The 16,320-nt window shown below is 74.0% G+C and carries 13 protein-coding genes; 10 read left to right on the top strand and 3 right to left on the bottom strand.

Translation table 11 applies throughout. The features are described 5' to 3' along the window. The first annotated feature begins 98 nt into the window (after positions 1 to 98). From AB0H75_RS32550 to AB0H75_RS32535, 4 genes are all read left to right on the top strand, one after another. Positions 99 to 1,589: a hypothetical protein gene (locus AB0H75_RS32550; RefSeq protein ID WP_367803157.1), complete on the top strand. Its 1,491-nt coding sequence runs from the start codon at positions 99 to 101 to the stop codon at positions 1,587 to 1,589. Between the two features lie 64 nt (positions 1,590 to 1,653). Continuing rightward, positions 1,654 to 2,409 carry a LamB/YcsF family protein gene (locus tag AB0H75_RS32545; RefSeq protein WP_367803022.1) on the top strand — a complete coding sequence of 252 codons (756 nt, stop codon included), beginning with the start codon at positions 1,654 to 1,656 and terminating at the stop codon, positions 2,407 to 2,409. Then, on the top strand, positions 2,406 to 3,035 hold the full coding sequence (locus AB0H75_RS32540) for an allophanate hydrolase subunit 1 (RefSeq protein ID WP_367803019.1): 630 nt from the start codon (positions 2,406 to 2,408) through the stop codon (positions 3,033 to 3,035). The genes AB0H75_RS32545 and AB0H75_RS32540 overlap by 4 nt, the downstream gene beginning before the upstream one ends. Then, the gene (locus AB0H75_RS32535; protein WP_367803017.1) at positions 3,032 to 3,886 is read left to right on the top strand and encodes a biotin-dependent carboxyltransferase family protein; all 855 of its coding nucleotides are present in this window, start codon (positions 3,032 to 3,034) and stop codon (positions 3,884 to 3,886) included. The genes AB0H75_RS32540 and AB0H75_RS32535 overlap by 4 nt, the downstream gene beginning before the upstream one ends. Here the strand turns inward: AB0H75_RS32535 and AB0H75_RS32530 are convergent. Then, entirely contained in the window at positions 3,864 to 4,694 is an 831-nt protein-coding gene (locus AB0H75_RS32530; RefSeq protein WP_367803015.1) for a PhzF family phenazine biosynthesis protein, read from the bottom strand. The genes AB0H75_RS32535 and AB0H75_RS32530 overlap by 23 nt on opposite strands. A gap of 59 nt (positions 4,695 to 4,753) precedes the next feature. Here AB0H75_RS32530 and sthA point away from each other — a divergent pair, with 59 nt between their 5' ends. Further along, positions 4,754 to 6,166 (top strand): Si-specific NAD(P)(+) transhydrogenase, encoded by a 1,413-nt coding sequence (gene sthA, locus AB0H75_RS32525; protein WP_367803013.1) that lies wholly within the window; start codon positions 4,754 to 4,756, stop codon positions 6,164 to 6,166. A 36-nt stretch (positions 6,167 to 6,202) separates the two neighbouring features. On the opposite strand, the gene AB0H75_RS32520 is transcribed toward sthA, so the two are convergent. Both AB0H75_RS32520 and AB0H75_RS32515 read right to left on the bottom strand, forming a co-directional pair. After that, positions 6,203 to 6,973 carry a DoxX family membrane protein gene (locus AB0H75_RS32520; RefSeq protein WP_367803011.1) on the bottom strand — a complete coding sequence of 257 codons (771 nt, stop codon included), beginning with the start codon at positions 6,971 to 6,973 and terminating at the stop codon, positions 6,203 to 6,205. A gap of 35 nt (positions 6,974 to 7,008) precedes the next feature. Next, positions 7,009 to 8,538, bottom strand: a complete 1,530-nt coding sequence (locus tag AB0H75_RS32515; RefSeq protein WP_367803009.1) for an MFS transporter — start codon at positions 8,536 to 8,538, stop codon at positions 7,009 to 7,011. A gap of 417 nt (positions 8,539 to 8,955) precedes the next feature. On the opposite strand from AB0H75_RS32515, the gene AB0H75_RS32510 reads away from it, so the two are divergent. The 5 genes from AB0H75_RS32510 (at position 8,956) to AB0H75_RS32490 (ending at position 16,309) form a co-directional block, all read left to right on the top strand. Further along, positions 8,956 to 9,873 (top strand): haloalkane dehalogenase, encoded by a 918-nt coding sequence (locus AB0H75_RS32510; RefSeq protein WP_367803007.1) that lies wholly within the window; start codon positions 8,956 to 8,958, stop codon positions 9,871 to 9,873. 43 nt (positions 9,874 to 9,916) lie between these two features. Further along, entirely contained in the window at positions 9,917 to 12,265 is a 2,349-nt protein-coding gene (locus AB0H75_RS32505; RefSeq protein ID WP_367803005.1) for an AAA family ATPase, read from the top strand. Positions 12,266 to 12,405: 140 nt separating this feature from the next. Then, positions 12,406 to 13,389, top strand: a complete 984-nt coding sequence (locus tag AB0H75_RS32500; protein WP_367803003.1) for an ABC transporter permease — start codon at positions 12,406 to 12,408, stop codon at positions 13,387 to 13,389. Further along, positions 13,389 to 14,297 (top strand): ABC transporter permease, encoded by a 909-nt coding sequence (locus AB0H75_RS32495; RefSeq protein WP_367803001.1) that lies wholly within the window; start codon positions 13,389 to 13,391, stop codon positions 14,295 to 14,297. The genes AB0H75_RS32500 and AB0H75_RS32495 overlap by 1 nt, the downstream gene beginning before the upstream one ends. Continuing rightward, positions 14,294 to 16,309, top strand: coding sequence for a dipeptide ABC transporter ATP-binding protein (locus tag AB0H75_RS32490; protein WP_367802999.1), 2,016 nt, complete (start codon positions 14,294 to 14,296; stop codon positions 16,307 to 16,309). The genes AB0H75_RS32495 and AB0H75_RS32490 overlap by 4 nt, the downstream gene beginning before the upstream one ends. Positions 16,310 to 16,320: the final 11 nt, after the last annotated feature.

Here is a 16,320-nt window from a genome sequence, read left to right as displayed (position 1 = left end):
CCGCACCGTCAGTGCCTGGAATACGAGAGAGTGAGGGTGTGCGCCGACACCGACGAGATCCCCGGGAGAGCACCCCGCCCGACGACGTGTTCAAGGAGATGGTGACGGCGGCCCGCGAGCTGCTGGCCGTGCGCACGCCGCTCGACGCGGAGCTGATGGTCTCCGACATGATCGGCGCCTGGTGGGGCAAGCGGGTCAGGGGCGGTGACGTCGAGCAGGTGCTCGGCGAGGGGCTGGTCGACTACGCCGCCAAGGCCGGCACCCCGGCCTCGCTCACGCTGCTGGTCTGCCTGGCCTACCTCGGCACGGCCCGCCAGGGCGCCAAGGCCGAGGGCGCGGCGCTGGCGATGATGGAGTCCGGCGTGGCCCGGCCGGGCTGGGCCGACAAGGTGGGCGCGGTCAAGCCGGCCGGCTGCTACGTCTCCCGCGACGCCTACGGCGACCAGGACACCGTCATCTGCACCTTCGCCTACCGGTGGGACGAGGCGTCGCAGCCCACCGACCGGCACGCGCTGGTCATGGTCGTCGACTACAACATGAACGGCATGGCCCGCGACGCCTGGGTGTCCTCCCAGGTCGACAAGTTGCTGGAGCAGGCCAGGGCCGAGGCGGCCGGCAACCCGATGCTGCTGTTCGAGGAGATCCAGCCCGAGCAGGCCAGGGCGCTGCTGGAGTCGGCGATGAAGGCCACCAGGGAGCCCAAGACGCCGCCGCCGGTGAGCGACAGCTACAGCGCCTACCACGCCTTCGCCCGCGCCCGGCTGAAGGCGCTGCCGCCGGGCCGCAAGCGCCCCGCCCCGCTGCACATCGAGGCGCCCTACAGCCGGGAGCGGCGGGCCATGCTGGCGGCCGAGTTCCTGGCCTCCGACGCGGCCGAGCACCTGTCCGACCCGTCGGCGGCCTCGCGCTGCGCCGACCACATCATCGACTACGGCTGCGAGCAGGACTTCAACCGGCCGCTGCGGGTGAGCCCGACCAAGTGCGAGACGTTCCTGCTCGACTGGCTGCCGCGCAAGGTCATGCTGAGCGTCACCGAGCAGGAGGCGATGCCGTACGTGCTGTCGGCGTGGGTGCGCTTCGCCGCGCGCCGCACCGGGCTGCCCGAGCAGGGGCTGAAGGCCACCCTGGACGCGGTGTGGGAGGCCACGGGCAAGTTCCCCGAGGCCTACCGCGACCCGACCTCGTTCGGGCTGGACCGTCCGCTGCTGGAGCGGCTGCTGCCCGACGGCGACCTGTCGGCGCTGGCCAGGCGCGCCTTCGCCTTCCCCTACCTCCAGGGCACCCACAACGGCATCGAACTCGACCGGCTCAACCCGGCCGACGAGGCCGACCGGCGCACCTTATTGGAGATCGACCACGGCGGCGCCATCGACCAGGAGCACCTGGCCTGGCACGAGGAGATCGCCACCCGCCTGTGGGAGGGCGACCCGCCGCAGCTCTGGGAGGCGGCGCAGCGCCTGCTCGACCTCGGCCACGACCGGCACGACGTGCTGCACGTGCTCATCGAGATCGCCGAGCGGATCGGCGGCGACCCCGACGAGCTGGCCGCGGCCCTCGACGACATCGCCGACATCCCGGACGAGTTCTGAACGCCCGGCCCGTCCACGACCGCGTTCGCGCGCCAGGGGGGCCGCGAGTGAGCATGATGGTGCCATGGTGATTGACCTCAACGCCGACCTGGGCGAGAGCTTCGGGGTCTGGCGGCTCGGCGACGACCCGGCGCTCCTCGACATCGTCACGAGCGCCAACGTGGCCTGCGGCTTCCACGCGGGCGACCCGGTGACGATCCGGCGCACCTGCGCGGCGGCCGTCGACCGGGGCGTGGCGATCGGCGCCCAGGTCTCCTACCGCGACCTGGCGGGCTTCGGCCGGCGGGCCATGGACGTCGAGCCCGAGGAGCTGTGCGCGGAGGTCCTCTACCAGCTCGCCGCCGTCGACGGCATCGCCAGGGCGATGGGCGGCCGGGTGTCGTACGTCAAACCGCACGGCGCGCTCTACAACCGCGTCTGCCACGACCGCGAGCAGGCCACGGCCGTGATCGACGCGGTCGCCGACTACGACGCCGCGCTGCCGGTGCTCACGCTGCCGGGCTCGGTCGTGCACGAGATCGCGGCGGCCGCGGGCGTGCCCACGGTGTGCGAGGCGTTCGCCGACCGGGCCTACACGCCCGAGGGCACGCTGGTGTCGCGCAGGGAGCCCGGCGCGGTGATCCACGACGCGGGCGAGGTGGCCTCGCGGGCCCTGCGGATGGCCATCGAGGGCTCGGTGACGGCGGTGGACGGCACCTCCGTGCCCGTCGGGGCGCGCTCGATCTGCATCCACGGCGACACCCCCGGCGCCCTCCGGCTGGCGCGGGAGGTGCGCGACGGGCTGCTGGCGGCCGGCGTGGTCCTCCAGGCGTTCACGTGATCAGACCGGCCGGGGAGGACGCGCTGCTGGTCGAGACGGGCTCGCTGGAGCTGTCGCACCGGCTGGACGCCGCCCTGCGGCGCGAGCGGCCCGCGCGGGTCACGGAGATCGTCCCCGGGCCGGAGACCGTGCTGGTGGTGGCGCCGGGCGCCGACCTGGAGCGGCTGCGGGCGCGCCTGGCCGGGACGCTGGCCCGCGAGCGCGACGAGGGTCCCGCCGCCGGGCCGGCCGCCGGGGCGGCGGTGGTGACGATCCCCGTCGTCTACGACGGCGCCGACCTGGAGTCGGTGGCCGAGCTGGCGGGCGTCGGCGTGCCCGAGGTGATCGCCCGGCACGCGGGGCGCGAGCTGGTGGTGGGCTGGCTGGGGTTCGCGCCGGGGTTCGCCTACCTGACCGGGCTCGACCCGGTGCTGCACGTGCCCAGGCTGGACGTCCCGCGCACGTCGGTGCCCGCCGGCTCCGTGGCGGTCGCGGGGCCCTACTCGGCGGTCTATCCCACCGCCTCGCCGGGCGGGTGGCGGCTGCTCGGGCACACCACCCTGCGGGTGTGGGACGTGGCGGCCGACCCGCCGTCGTTGTTCCGGCCGGGCACGCGGGTGCGGTTCGAGCCCGCGGGGCCGGCGTGATCGAGGTCATCGCGCCCGGTCCGTACGCGACCGTCCAGGACCTGGGCCGGCCGGGCCACGCCCACCTGGGGGTGCCCCGCTCCGGGGCGGCGGACGCGGCGAGCCTGAAGCTGGCCAACCGGCTGGTGGGCAACCCCGAGGGCCTGGCGGGCGTCGAGCTGACCCTCGGCGGGGCGCGGCTGCGCTTCCTGGCGGGGGCGTGGGCGGCGCTGGCGGGCGCGCCGGTGCCGGCGGGGCCGGTGCGGGGCGCGGGCATGGGGGCGCCGTTCTGGGTGCCCGCCGGGGCCGAGCTGCGCCTGGGGGCGCCCGCGCGGGGCCTGCGGACCTATCTGGCGGTGCGGGGCGGCATCGCGGTGGAGCCGGTGCTGGGCAGCCGCTCCACCGACTCGCTGTCGGGGCTCGGGCCCGAGCCGCTGCGGGCCGGCGCCCTGCTGCCGGTGGGGCCGCCCGGCGCGGCCGGCGTGATCGCGGTGGACGTGGCGCCGCTGCCGGAGCCGGGACCCGCGGTGCTGCGGCTGCTGCCGGGGCCGCGGGACGACTGGTTCGCGCCGGGGGCGCTGGCGGAGCTGTGCGCGGCGCCGTACACGGTGACGCAGGACAGCAACCGGGTCGGCGTGCGGCTGCGCGGCCCCGGGCTGGCGCGCGCCAGGGAGGGCGAGCTGCCGAGCGAGGGCATGGTGCCGGGAGCGGTCCAGGTGCCGCCGAGCGGGCAGCCGATCGTGTTCCTGGCCGACCACCCGCCGACCGGCGGCTATCCGGTGATCGGCGTGCTGCGGACCGCCGACCTGGCGGTCGCCGCCCAGCTCAGGCCGGGCGACGAGGTGCGCTTCACAACGCGACGCGGCCCGTGACGCAGGTGACGACCGAGCCGCCGACCCAGACCTCGCCGTCGGCGCCGGTGGTGATCTGCACCCGCCCGGCGCGGCCGATCGCGGTGCCCTGGGCGGCGACGTAGGGGGCCTCGGCGCGGCCGGTGCGCAGCAGCCACTGCGCCAGGGAGGCGTTCAGGCTGCCCGTGACCGGGTCCTCGACGGTCGCGCCCTGGTGGGGGAAGAAGGCACGCACCTCGTACGCGCACTCCGCCCCCTCCGGGTGCGGACCCGCCACGCCCACGTCGCACGGCACCGTGCCGGGCCGCAGCGCGAGCACCGACGCGGCGTCGGCCAGCAGCACCGCCACCCAGCCGGGGCCGTTGTCGGCCCACTCCGCGTCCACGACGTCGTCCCTGGCGATGCCGAGGGCCTCGGCGATGCGCGCCAGGAGCGGCTCCTCGACCGGGCCCGAGCGGATCAGCGGCGGCGCCTGGAACGCCAGGCCGTCGGGGATCCTGCGCACCCGCACCAGCCCGGCCCCGCACTCCTGGACGATCTCGTCCGGGTCGCGCGGCGCTCCCCCGGCCTCCAGCCAGGCGTGGCAGGTGCCGAGGGTGGGGTGTCCGGCGAAGGGCAGCTCCTGGGCGGGGGTGAAGATGCGCACGCGGTAGTCGGCCTCGGGGGTGGTGGGCGGCAGGACGAAGGTGGTCTCGGACAGGTTCGTCCAGGCGGCGAAGCGCCGCATCTCCTCCGTGCCGAGGCCGTTGCCCTCCAGCACGACCGCGAGCGCGTTGCCGTGATAGGGCGTGGCGGTGAACACATCGACCTGGGTGAAGGCACGCGACATACCCGGAGTCTGGCAGACGGGTCTTTCCCCGCGCGGGCGGGGCCCGCAGACTGGACGGCGTGGCGGACTTTGACGTTGTGGTCCTGGGTTCGGGGCCTGGTGGGCAGAAGGCGGCGATCGCCGCGGCGAAGCTCGGCCGGCGGGTCGCCGTGGTCGAGAGACGGCACATGATCGGCGGGGTGTGCATCAACACGGGAACGATCCCGTCCAAGACCCTGCGCGAGGCGGTGCTCTACCTGACCGGCCTCAACCAGCGCGAGCTGTACGGCGCCAGCTACCGCGTCAAGGACGAGATCACGGTCACCGACCTCGGCATGCGCACGCAGCACGTGATCGGCCGCGAGATCCAGGTGATCCGCAGCCAGCTCGCCCGCAACCACGTGACGGTCCTGCACGGCACCGGCCGGTTCCTGGACCCGCACACCATCGGCGTGTCCGGCGAGGACGAGAGCGCCGAGAAGAAGATCACCGCGGACCGGATCGTGATCGCCACCGGCACGTCCCCCGCCCGCCCCGACAGCGTCCAGTTCGACGACCGCACGGTGATCGACTCCGACGCGATCCTGCACCTCGACCGGGTGCCCGAGACGCTGGTCGTGGTCGGCGCCGGGGTGATCGGCATCGAGTACGCCTCCATGTTCGCCGCCCTCGGCACCAAGGTGACGGTGGTGGAGCGGCGCGAGCGCATGCTGGAGTTCTGCGACCTGGAGATCGTCGAGGCGCTGAAGTACCACCTGCGCGACCTGGCGGTGACCTTCCGGTTCGGCGAGCACGTGGCCGCCGTGGAGCGGCGCGGCAACGGCGCGCTGACCATCCTGGAGAGCGGCAAGAAGATCCCCGCCGACTGCGTCATGTACTCCGCCGGCCGCCAGGGCAAGACCTCCGAGCTGTGCCTGGAGGCCGCGGGGCTGGCCGCCGACGCGCGCGGCCGGATCCAGGTGGACGACAACTACGCCACCGCCGTCCCGCACATCTACGCCGTGGGCGACGTGATCGGCTTCCCCGCGCTCGCGGCCACCTCGATGGAGCAGGGCCGGCTGGCCGCCCAGCACGCCTGCGGCGAGCCGGTGGACGAGCTGGCCGACCTGCCGCCCATCGGCATCTACACGATCCCGGAGATCAGCTTCGTCGGGAAGTCGGAGGACGAGCTGACCCGGGAGAAGGTCCCGTTCGAGGTGGGCATCTCGCGCTACCGGGAGCTGGCCAGGGGGCAGATCATCGGCGACTCGTACGGGATGCTCAAGCTGCTGGTGTCCTCGGAGGACCGGCGGCTGCTGGGCGTGCACGTGTTCGGCACGGGGGCGACGGAGCTGGTGCACATCGGGCAGACCGTCATGGGGTGCGGCGGGACCGTGGACTACCTGGTCAACGCGGTGTTCAACTATCCGACGCTGGCGGAGTCGTACAAGGTGGCGGCGCTGGACGCGATGAACAAGATGCGGGTGGTGGCCCGGCTCACCGCCGACATGTGAGGCGCTGGCGGGCGGGGCGCGCCCCGCGCCCGGCGGTCACTCGGAGGTGCCGCGGCGGGTGCGGGGAGCGGGCTTCTTGCGGCCCGCGACCAGGGTGTCGCCAGCGGCGGGAGCCGGGGCCGGGTCGTCGGTGCGCCTGGCGGGCTGGGCACGGGGGCGCGGGTGGGGCGCCGTGTCCTCGCCGGACGAGGCCGGCGCGGCCGGCGGGGCCGCGGGGGGCGCTTGCTCCGTGACGGCGGGCTCCTCGCCGGCCGGGCGCTCGGAGCCCCTGGACGGCTCGCCGGTGGAGCGGCCCGCGGGCTCGGGGGCGGGCGCCGGCTCATGGGTGGGGCGCGGAGGGGCGTCCGGATCGCGGAAGGCCGCGATGACCCGCTCGGCGTCCTTGTCGGCGGCGAACTCGTCGGCCGCCTCCGCCTCCCGCCGCCGGATCACCACCATGTGGTCGACCGACACCCGCCCGGCCCCGACCACGGCCAGCAGCAGCGAGGCCGCGCCGAGCAGGATCAGCTCGTTCATGGTGATCGGGTTGAGCGGCGGCGCGACGAGGAAGACCGACAGCGCCTCGGCGAAGAGGACCAGGCCCGTGACGGAGACCGCCAGGCCGGCGATCAGCAGGGCCCCGCCGATGAGCTCGGCGAGCATCGTGACCGTGGCCCACGCCTGCGGCGCGGGCGCGCCCTGCTCCAGGAACCTGGAGCCGGTGATCTTGAGCCCGTCCTCCAGTTTGGTCCAGCCGTTGGCGAAGAAGATCCCGCCCACGCCGAGGCGGGCGACTAAGGCCGCGACATCACGGAGAACCTGTTTCACGGTAGTGGTCTGCCCTGATCGGGACATGGGACACCTCAATCACGGCTGAGCAGCACGGCCACCGCGACGGCGGTCAGGCTCAGCAGGACGACGCTCACGACCACGGTCGTGTGCAGGGCGTTGACGAAGGCCCAGCGGGCGGCGTCCAGCAGCGCCCCGCCCGCGCTGCCGCCCACCTCCTGGGCGACGTGCGCGGCCGAGGCCAGGGACTGGCGGGCCTCGTCCATGTCGGCCGCCCGCACCCCTGGCACGGCGGGCAGGCCGGGGGCGTAGGCGATGGCGGTGATCGTGCCGAGCACGGCGACGCCGAGGCCGGCGCCCAGCTCGTACGCGGTCTCCTCGATGGCCGCGGCCCCGCCCGCCCGGGACTCCGGGACCGCGGACATGATCGTGTCGGAGGCTGCCAGCAGCGCCACCTGCACCCCGAACCCGATGCCGACGAAGCAGACGGCCAGCATCACGGGATGGCCCTCCACCCCCCAGCTCAGGGTGGGGCTCAGGGCCAGCGCGACCAGCCCGAGGCCGCCGCTCATCGTGGCCCGCAGGCCGACGCGCGGCAGGATGTGCGCCGCCGCGAGCCCGCCGCAGATGGCCGACAGCACCAGCGGCAGCATGCGGAACGCCGCGCGCACCGGGCTGTCGCCGAGCACGAGCTGGAGGTACTGGGCCAGCATGAGCTGCAACCCGACCAGCGCGAACACCCCGAGCAGCACCCCGGCCACGCCGGTGGCGAACTCGCGCCGCCGGAACAGCCCGAGCTCCAGCAGCGGCACGGCCAGCCGCCGCTGCCGCCGGACGAAGGCCGCCAGCAGCCCGGCCCCGGCCAGGAACACCAGCACCGACGCCCAGCGCGGCATGAGGGTGCCCGAGCCCGCCTCCTTGAGCCCGAAGGCCAGCGCCAGGAGGCCGAGCATCGACAGCGCGGCGCTGAGGCCGTCCCAGGGCCGGTCGCGGCGGACGGGCGAGTCCGGCAGCAGGCGGGCGGCGGCGGGCAGCAGCACGAGCAGGATGGGCACGTTGACCAGGAAGACAGCGCCCCACCACCAGCCGACCAGCACCCCGCCGACGAGCGGCCCGACGGCCGCGCCGGCCGCGGCCACCGCGCTCCAGACGCCGAGGGCGAGGGCCCGCTCGCGCCGGTCGGTGAAGACCTGGCGGATGAGCGAGAGCGTGGCCGGCATGATCATCGCGCCGCCGACGCCGAGCAGCGCCCTGGCCAGGATCAGCGTCAGCGGCGTCGGGGCGAACGCGGCGCCGGCCGAGGCCAGCCCGAACAGCACGAAGCCGCCCAGGACCAGGCGCTTGCGGCCGTACTTGTCGCCGAGCGTGCCGAACACGATCAGCAGCGGCGCGACGACGAGCGAGTAGACGTCGATGATCCACAGAAGCTGCACCGCGCTGGGTTCGAGCGCGGCGGTGAGCGCGGGCACCGCGATGTGCAGGACCGTCGCGTCCACCGTGATGAGCAGCAGCGCCAGGCAGAGCAGCGCCAGGACGGACCAGCGGCGCTCGCCGGGACGGCGGGCGAGGGTCTTGACGAAGGGTGCGGCCTGTGTGACGGTCATGGGCCTCCTTGCAGGCCGATCCGCTGACAGGGCCCGCACGTGCTGATGGTCGGCCGTCCGCGTGCCGCGGATCCGCGCCCGCCGTCCTCCGGACGGTGACGCCCCGGCTCGTGCGCTCCGGCTTGCGTGGCAGCTTAGGCCATGGCAGGCGCTTGTCATAGCGGTATCGCCTGATCGGGGATTTGGCGCACCTCTCTGGCGAGATGCAGCCATATGTCAGTACCGGTCCACGGGTGCACAGGGACCGATCGAAGTGCCATAAATGGTGACAATCAGGATATGTCCTCGCGCGAGTGACACGTCGAGGCCCTGACCAGGCCGGACGCCGGCCGCGCCGAATCCGCGCCAGATCCCCGCCGGGTCCGCGCCGGCGGACGCCCTGGGCGGCGCCGGCGCCGGTGACTAGAGTTTTGTTCCATGCGGATCCTGCGCACCCCCGACGACCGCTTCGCGGACCTGCCCGACTTCCCGTACGAGCCCCGCCACGCCGAGGTGGGCGACGGGCTGCGCATGGCGTACGTGGAGGCCGGGCCGGCCGACGGCGAGCCGGTCGTGCTGCTGCACGGCGAGCCGAGCTGGTCGTTCCTCTACCGTCACGTCATGCCCGAGCTGGCCGCGGCCGGGCTGCGCGCCGTCGCGCCCGACCTCGTCGGCTTCGGCCGCTCCGACAAGCCCGCCGACCCCGCCGACCACACCTACGCCCGGCACGTCGAGTGGACCCGCGCCCTGCTGCTCGACGCGCTCGGCCTGCGCGGCATGACGGTGGTCGGCCAGGACTGGGGCGGGCTCATCGGGCTGCGGATCGCGGCCGAGCACCCGGAGCGGGTCGCCAGGATCGTGGCGGCCAACACGGGCTTGCCCACCGGTGACATTCCCATGCCCGAGGTCTGGCACCGGTTCAGGGAGGCGGTGCGCAAGGCCCCCGTGCTCGACATCGCCCGGCTGGTGCAGGCGGGCTGCAAGAAGGAGCTGCCGCCGCGGGTGCGGGCGGCCTACGACGCGCCGTTCCCGGACGAGTCCTACAAGGCGGGCCCGCGCGCGATGCTGGGGCTCGTGCCCACCTCGCCCGACGACCCGGCCGCGCCCGCCAACCGCGCTGCCTGGCGCGTCCTCACCACGCTGGAGCGCCCGTTCCTGGTGGCCTTCTCCGACGGGGACCCGATCACGGGAGGTATGCGGCCGGTCCTCACGAAAGCGATGGCAGGGGCAGCCGGCCTGGACCATCCCGTGATCGAGGGCGCCGGGCACTTCCTCCAGGAGGACGCGGGCGCCGAGCTGGGCCGGCGGATCGCCGCTTTCGTGACCTCTGTCCAGCGTGTCAGGACCGCCCAATAGTCCGTCCGGTGCGGTATAACCAGGGGCGGACCGGGGAGGCGTGATGCGTGAGTCCGGCAGGGCCCAGGCCGCGGGGCGGGCCGCAGCGCGGGATCTGTTCGAACAGGTGCGAGAGCGTTACTACCAGATTCCCCCCGCCGTGCGCCGGGTGCTCTACGTGGTCGTGCTCGTCGCGACCATGGGCGCGGGCGCGGCACTGGGCTGGGACCTGCTCACCACCTTCCCCCGCATCCTGCTGGCGCTCGCCTTCGTCGCGCTGACCATGCGCTTCCCCCGCGCCGCCGCCACCACGCTGGTGGTCGCGGGGTGGGCGGTGCTGGCCGTGCAAGTGTTCGCGCGGCTCTACCCGGCCGGCTCGGCGGCCGTGCACCTGATGGTCGGGCTGGCCCTGCCCGTCGCCGCCGCCGCGCACCTCATCCGCTGGGTGACGCCCTGGGTGACCACGCTGGCCGCGCTCGTGCCCGCCGGCCTGCTCGGCGCGGCGGTCGCGCTGGTGTCCGCCACCGTCTCGGTCTGGGTCGCGTACGCCGCCGCGCTCGCCGTGCTCGTCCACCGTCTCCTGCTCGCCCGCCGGGTCAGGGCCGAGAGCGCCACCGCCGAGGAGCAGGTCAGGGTCAGAGCCCGCGAGGGCCGTCCCGAGGCCCTCCACGACCGGGCCGGCGCGCCTCCGCAGATCTCCGTCGAGGAGGCGCTCGCCGAGCTGGAGAGCATGGTCGGGCTGGCCCCGGTCAAAGAGCAGGTGCGCTCGATCGCCGCCTCCATCGAGGCCGACCGGCTGCGGGCCGAGGCCGGCTACACCAGCGAGCGGCCCACCCGCCACTTCGTCTTCGTCGGCCCGCCCGGCACCGGCAAGACCTCGGTGGCCCGCGCCCTCGCCAAGATCTTCTACGCGTTCGGCCTGCTGGAGACCCCTTACGTGGTCGAGGCGCAGCGGGCCGACCTGGTGGGCGAGTTCCTGGGCGCGACCGCGATCAAGACCAACGAGCTGGTCGACCGGGCCCTCGGCGGGGTGCTGTTCATCGACGAGGCGTACGGGCTGATCAACTCCGCCGACGGCCAGCCCGACCGGTTCGGCGCCGAGGCCGTGCAGACCCTGCTCAAGCGGGCCGAGGACGACCGCGACCGGCTCATCATCATCCTGGCCGGCTACGAGCAGGAGATGAGCGGCTTCCTGTCCAGCAACCCCGGCCTGGCCAGCCGCTTCGCCACCCGGGTGCGCTTCCCCGGCTACTCCCCCCAGGAGCTGGTCGAGGTCACCGAGCTGCTCCAGCGGCGCCGCGGCGACCAGATGAGCCAGGAGACCCGGCGCGTGCTGCTCGGCCTGTACGACGACGTCCACCGCCGCGGCCTGGTCGACGAGCTGGGCAACGCCCGCTTCGCCCGCAGCCTCGTCGAGGCCGCCGCGCAGGCCCGCGACGTGCGGGTGGTCGGCGCGGGTGGCACCCCCACCACCGAAGACCTGGTCACCACCACGACCGCCGACGTGACCAAGGCGTTCGAGGACCTCACCGCCCGCTTCCGCGGCTACGTCGCCACCCCCACGCTGGAGGAGGCGCTGGCCGACCTCGACGGGATGGCCGGCCTGGCCCCGGTCAAGCGGCAGGTCCACGCCATCGCCGCCCAGCTCCAGGTGGCCCGCATGCGGCAGGAGCGCGGGCTGCCCACGCCGCCGCAGATGCGCCACTTCGTCTTCGTCGGCCCGCCCGGCACCGGCAAGACCACGGTGGCCCGGGTGCTGGGCCGCATCTTCGCCGCCCTGGGCCTGCTGGCCAGGCCCGACGTGGTCGAGGCGCACCGCGCCGACCTGGTCGGCCAGCATCTCGGCGCGACCGCGATCAAGACCAACGAGCTGGTCGACCGGGCCCTCGGCGGCGTGCTGTTCATCGACGAGGCCTACAGCCTGATCAACCCCGGCTATCAGGGCGGCGACGCGTTCGGCGCCGAGGCCGTGCAGACCCTGCTCAAGCGGGCCGAGGACGACCGCGACCGGCTCGTCGTCGTGCTGGCCGGCTACGAGCGCGAGATGGACGCCTTCCTGGCCACCAACCCCGGCCTGGCCAGCCGGTTCAACCAGCGCGTGGCCTTCCCCAGCTACTCGCCGCGCGAGCTGACCCGGATCGCGGTGCTGCTCGCGGAGAAGGCGGGCGACACCTTCGACGAGGGCGCGCTGCGCAACCTCGACGAGGTCTTCACCTGGGTCTGCGAGGAGCGGCTGATCGACGGGCTCGGCAACGGCCGCTTCGCCCGCTCCCTGTTCGAGCGCGCCACGATGCGCCGCGACGTGCGGCTGGCCGCGCAGGCCGGCGCGGGCGTCCCGGCCAGCTCGGCCGAGCTGACCACGATCACGAGCGAGGACGTCGCCGCCGCCGTGGACGAGATCTCGGGCCGCTGACCTCCCCTGATCCCCTCCGGCCACCGGCGGTCCGTTTCTCCCGTGGGCGAACTTCGGCTGCTGATTCTGCCGGCTGCGTGCGCCTCCCGGCCGCATGGTGTAGCAATATGACTGCATAGCGTCACGGCGGAGGGAGGGCGATGGCCGGTTTCCTGGCCCGCAGGCTGCTCGGCTACGTCGCGCTCGTCGTGCTGGCCGCCAGCCTCTCCTACCTGCTGGCCGCCGTCGCCCTCGACCCGCGCTCCAACTACGCCGACCGCACGCCCAAGCCGCCTCCGGCCGTGGTCGACGCCCAGCTCACCGCGCTCAACCTCAACGACAAGACGCCGCTGCTGGAGCGCTACGCCACCTGGGCGGGCGGCGTGGTGCGCGGCGACCTCGGCCGGACGGTCACCGGCTCGCCGGTCGGGGCCGACCTCAAGCGGCGCATGGGCGTGACGTTCCGGCTGGTCGTCCTGGGCATGCTCTTCGGCAGCCTCATCGGGGTGCTGGGCGGGGCGCTGGCGGCGGTGCGGCAGTACGGCTGGTTCGACCGGCTCTCCACCGGCCTGTCGTTCGCGGTGCTGGCGGTGCCGGTGGTCGTGCTGGCCAACATGCTGATCCTGCTGGCCTCCTGGGCCAACGAGCGGGTCTTCGGTCACCAGGTGCTGCTGGTCAGCGGCGAATACAGCGTGGGGCTGCCCACCGGGCTCTGGGGCCGGCTGGTCGACCGGCTGCAGCACCTGATCCTGCCGACGCTCTCGCTGTCGGTCGGGCTGGCCGCCGTCTTCAGCCGCTACCAGCGCAACATGATGCTCGACGTGCTGGGCGCCGACTTCGTGCGCACGGCCGTGGCCAAGGGGCTGAGCCGGCGCAGGGCGCTGGTCAGGCACGCGCTGCGCACCGCGCTGATCCCCGTGGCCACCTACTTCGCGTTCACGTTCGGGGCGCTGCTGACGGGGGCCACGTTCACCGAGAAGATCTTCGGCTGGCACGGGCTGGGCGAGCAGCTCATCAACTCGATCTTCACCAACGACGTCAACACGGTCGCGGCCGTCTCGCTGCTGGCGGGCGTGGCCGTGCTGTGCGCCTCGCTCGCCGCCGACCTGCTGCACGCGGCGCTCGATCCGAGGGTGCGGGCCTGATGACGCTGTCACAGGAGGAGCTGGCCGAGGAGCTGACCGGCGGCGTCCCGGCGCGCGTCCCGTCCCGGCTGCGCACGGTGGCCGGGCGGTTCTTCCGCTCCCGGCAGGGCCTGGCGGGCTTCGCGGTGCTGGCGCTGATGTTCCTGCTGGCGTTCGCGGGGCCGCTGGTCAGCCGGTGGAGCTACATCGACAAGGACTTCACCGCGTTCCTGCGCCCGCCCTCCCCCGCCCACTGGTTCGGAACGCTCCAGACCGGCGCCGACGTCTACGCGCTGACGTTGCGCGGCATGCAGAAGTCGCTGGTCGTGGGCCTGCTGGCGGCGCTGATCTCCACGGCGCTGGCGGCCCTGGTGGGCGCGTTCGCCGGCTACTTCCTGGGCTGGACCGACCGGGTGCTGAGCCGGCTCACCGACCTGCTGCTCGTGCTGCCCGCCTTCCTCATCCTGGCGATCATGTCGCCGCTGTTCGGAGCCGGGCAGTGGGTGCTGTTCGTGGTCGTGCTGGCGCTGTTCCTGTGGATGGTCACCTCGAAGGTCGTCCGGGGGATGACGATCTCGCTGAAGGAGCGGGAGTTCATCCGGGCCGCCCGCTACATGGGGGTGCCGCCGGTGCGCATCGTCTTCCGGCACGTGATCCCCAACCTGTCGTCGCTGCTCATCGTGGACGCCACGCTCAACGTCAGCGCGGCCATCCTCACCGAGACCTCGCTGTCGTACTTCGGGTTCGGCATCCAGCCGCCCGACGTGTCGTTCGGCACGCTGATCGCCGACGGGTCCAGGACGGCCATGTACGCGCCGTGGACGTTCTGGTTCGTGGCCGGGCTGCTGGTGGTCACCGTCCTGGCGGTCAACCTCGTCGGCGACGCGCTGCGCGACGCGTTCGACCCGGCGGCGAAGAGGGCGCGATGAGACCGGTCCTGGAGGTCACCGGCCTAGGGGTCAGGTTCGGCGACGTGCCGGCCGTGCGCGGGGTCGGCTACTCGGTGCGGCCCGGCGAGGTGCTGGCCATCGTCGGCGAGTCCGGCTCGGGCAAATCCGTCACCGCGGCGGCGGTCATGGGGCTGCTGCCGCCCGGGGCGCGGGTCACCGGGTCGGTGCGGCTGCACGGCCAGGAGCTGATCGGCGCGCCCGAGCGCGCGCTCGGCGCGCTGCGCGGCAAGACGGTCTCGATGGTCTTCCAGGACCCTCTCTCGGCGCTCACGCCGGTCTACCGGGTGGGCGACCAGATCGCCGAGGCCGTCCGCGTGCACCAGCGTGTGAGCAAGGAAAACGCCCTGGTCAAGGCCGTCGAGCTGCTGGAGCTGGTCGGCATCCCGCGGCCGGCCGAGCGGGCGCTGGCCTTCCCGCACGAGTTCTCCGGCGGCATGCGGCAGCGCGTGATGATCGCGATGGCCATCGCCAACGACCCCGACGTGATCATCTGCGACGAGCCGACCACCGCCCTCGACGTCACCATCCAGGCGCAGGTGCTGGAGGTGCTGAAGAAGGCCCAGCGCGAGACCGGCGCGGCGATCATCATGATCACGCACGACCTCGGGGTGGTGGCCGGCTTCGCCGACCGGGTGCTGGTCATGTACGCGGGCCGCCCGGTCGAGGTCGGGGCCGTGGACGACGTCTACTACCGGCCGCGCATGCCCTACACCGTGGGCCTGCTGGGCTCGGTGCCGCGCATCGACCGCGACGGCGGGCGGCTGGTGCCCATCGAGGGCAGCCCGCCCTCCCCCGCCGCGCTGCCGCCGGGCTGCCCGTTCGGGCCGCGCTGCCCGCTGCACGTGGCCGCCTGCGACGAGCGCGAGCCGCCGCTGCTGGAGGTCGGCGAGGGGCACCGCGCGGCCTGCATCCGCTGGCAGGAGGTGCGCCCGATCGGCTCCGACGGCTCCGAGAGCCTGCCGCCGCCGCCCGTGGCCGAGCGCGCGGCCCGGACGGTGCTGGAGGTCAGCGGCCTGGTCAAGGACTACCCGTTGCTGAAGGGCGCGGTGTTCAAGCGCCGGGTGGGCACCGTGCACGCGGTGGCCGGGGTCGGCTTCGACATCCGCGAGGGCGAGACGCTGGGCCTGGTCGGCGAGTCGGGCAGCGGCAAGACCACGACGCTGACCGAGATCCTGGAGCTGGCCGCTCCCCAGGCCGGCCGCCTCGTGGTGCTCGGCCGCGACACCGCCAGGCTCGGCCGGGGCGAGCGCACCGCGATCAGGCGCGACATGCAGGTGGTCTTCCAGGACCCGCTGGCCTCGCTCGATCCGCGCATGACGGTCCACGACCTCCTGGCCGAGCCGCTGCGCACGCACGGGCGGCCGCAGCCGGAGCTGCGGGTGGCCGAGCTGCTGTCGCTGGTCGGGCTCGACCCCTCGCACGCCGCCCGCTATCCGCAGGACTTCTCCGGCGGGCAGCGCCAGCGCATCGGCATCGCCCGGGCGCTGGCGCTGGAGCCTCGGCTGCTGGTGCTGGACGAGCCGGTCTCGGCACTGGACGTGTCGATCCAGGCCGGGGTGATCAACCTGCTCGGCGCGCTGAAGGCCAGGCTGGGGCTGTCCTACCTGTTCGTGGCGCACGACCTGGCCGTGGTGCGCCACCTGGCCGACCGGGTGGCGGTGATGTACCTCGGCAGGATCGCCGAGATCGGCCAGGTCGACGCCGTCTACGACACCCCCATGCACCCCTACACCCAGGCCCTCCTGTCGGCGATCCCGCTGCCCGACCCGGCGCGTGAGCGCTCGCGGCGGCGGATCCTGCTGGAGGGCGACCTGCCCAGCCCGGCCGACCCTCCGACGGGCTGCCGCTTCCGCACCAGGTGCCCCAAGTTCCGGGCCGAGCTCACCGACGACGAGCGCGGGCTCTGCGTCCAGGTCGAGCCCGACGTCCGGACGCTGGCCGAGGACCAGGGCGCGGCCTGCCATTACGCCGAGAGGCGTGTCGTCGTATGACCAGGAGGAAT

It is taken from the genome of Nonomuraea sp. NPDC050783, from assembly GCF_040802095.1.
In the GTDB taxonomy this organism is placed as follows: Bacteria; Actinomycetota; Actinomycetes; order Streptosporangiales; family Streptosporangiaceae; genus Nonomuraea.
This window is presented reverse-complemented; position numbering and strand designations above follow the sequence as displayed.

Coding starts and splice junctions, on each gene's coding strand:
- AB0H75_RS32550 (WP_367803157.1), top strand. CDS start 99: ATGGTGACGGCGGCCCGCGAGCTGCTGGCCGTGCGCACGCCGCTCGAC.
- AB0H75_RS32545 (WP_367803022.1), top strand. CDS start 1,654: ATGGTGATTGACCTCAACGCCGACCTGGGCGAGAGCTTCGGGGTCTGG.
- AB0H75_RS32530 (WP_367803015.1), bottom strand. CDS start 4,694: ATGTCGCGTGCCTTCACCCAGGTCGATGTGTTCACCGCCACGCCCTAT.
- AB0H75_RS32515 (WP_367803009.1), bottom strand. CDS start 8,538: ATGACCGTCACACAGGCCGCACCCTTCGTCAAGACCCTCGCCCGCCGT.
- AB0H75_RS32510 (WP_367803007.1), top strand. CDS start 8,956: ATGCGGATCCTGCGCACCCCCGACGACCGCTTCGCGGACCTGCCCGAC.
- AB0H75_RS32505 (WP_367803005.1), top strand. CDS start 9,917: ATGCGTGAGTCCGGCAGGGCCCAGGCCGCGGGGCGGGCCGCAGCGCGG.
- AB0H75_RS32500 (WP_367803003.1), top strand. CDS start 12,406: ATGGCCGGTTTCCTGGCCCGCAGGCTGCTCGGCTACGTCGCGCTCGTC.
- AB0H75_RS32495 (WP_367803001.1), top strand. CDS start 13,389: ATGACGCTGTCACAGGAGGAGCTGGCCGAGGAGCTGACCGGCGGCGTC.
- AB0H75_RS32490 (WP_367802999.1), top strand. CDS start 14,294: ATGAGACCGGTCCTGGAGGTCACCGGCCTAGGGGTCAGGTTCGGCGAC.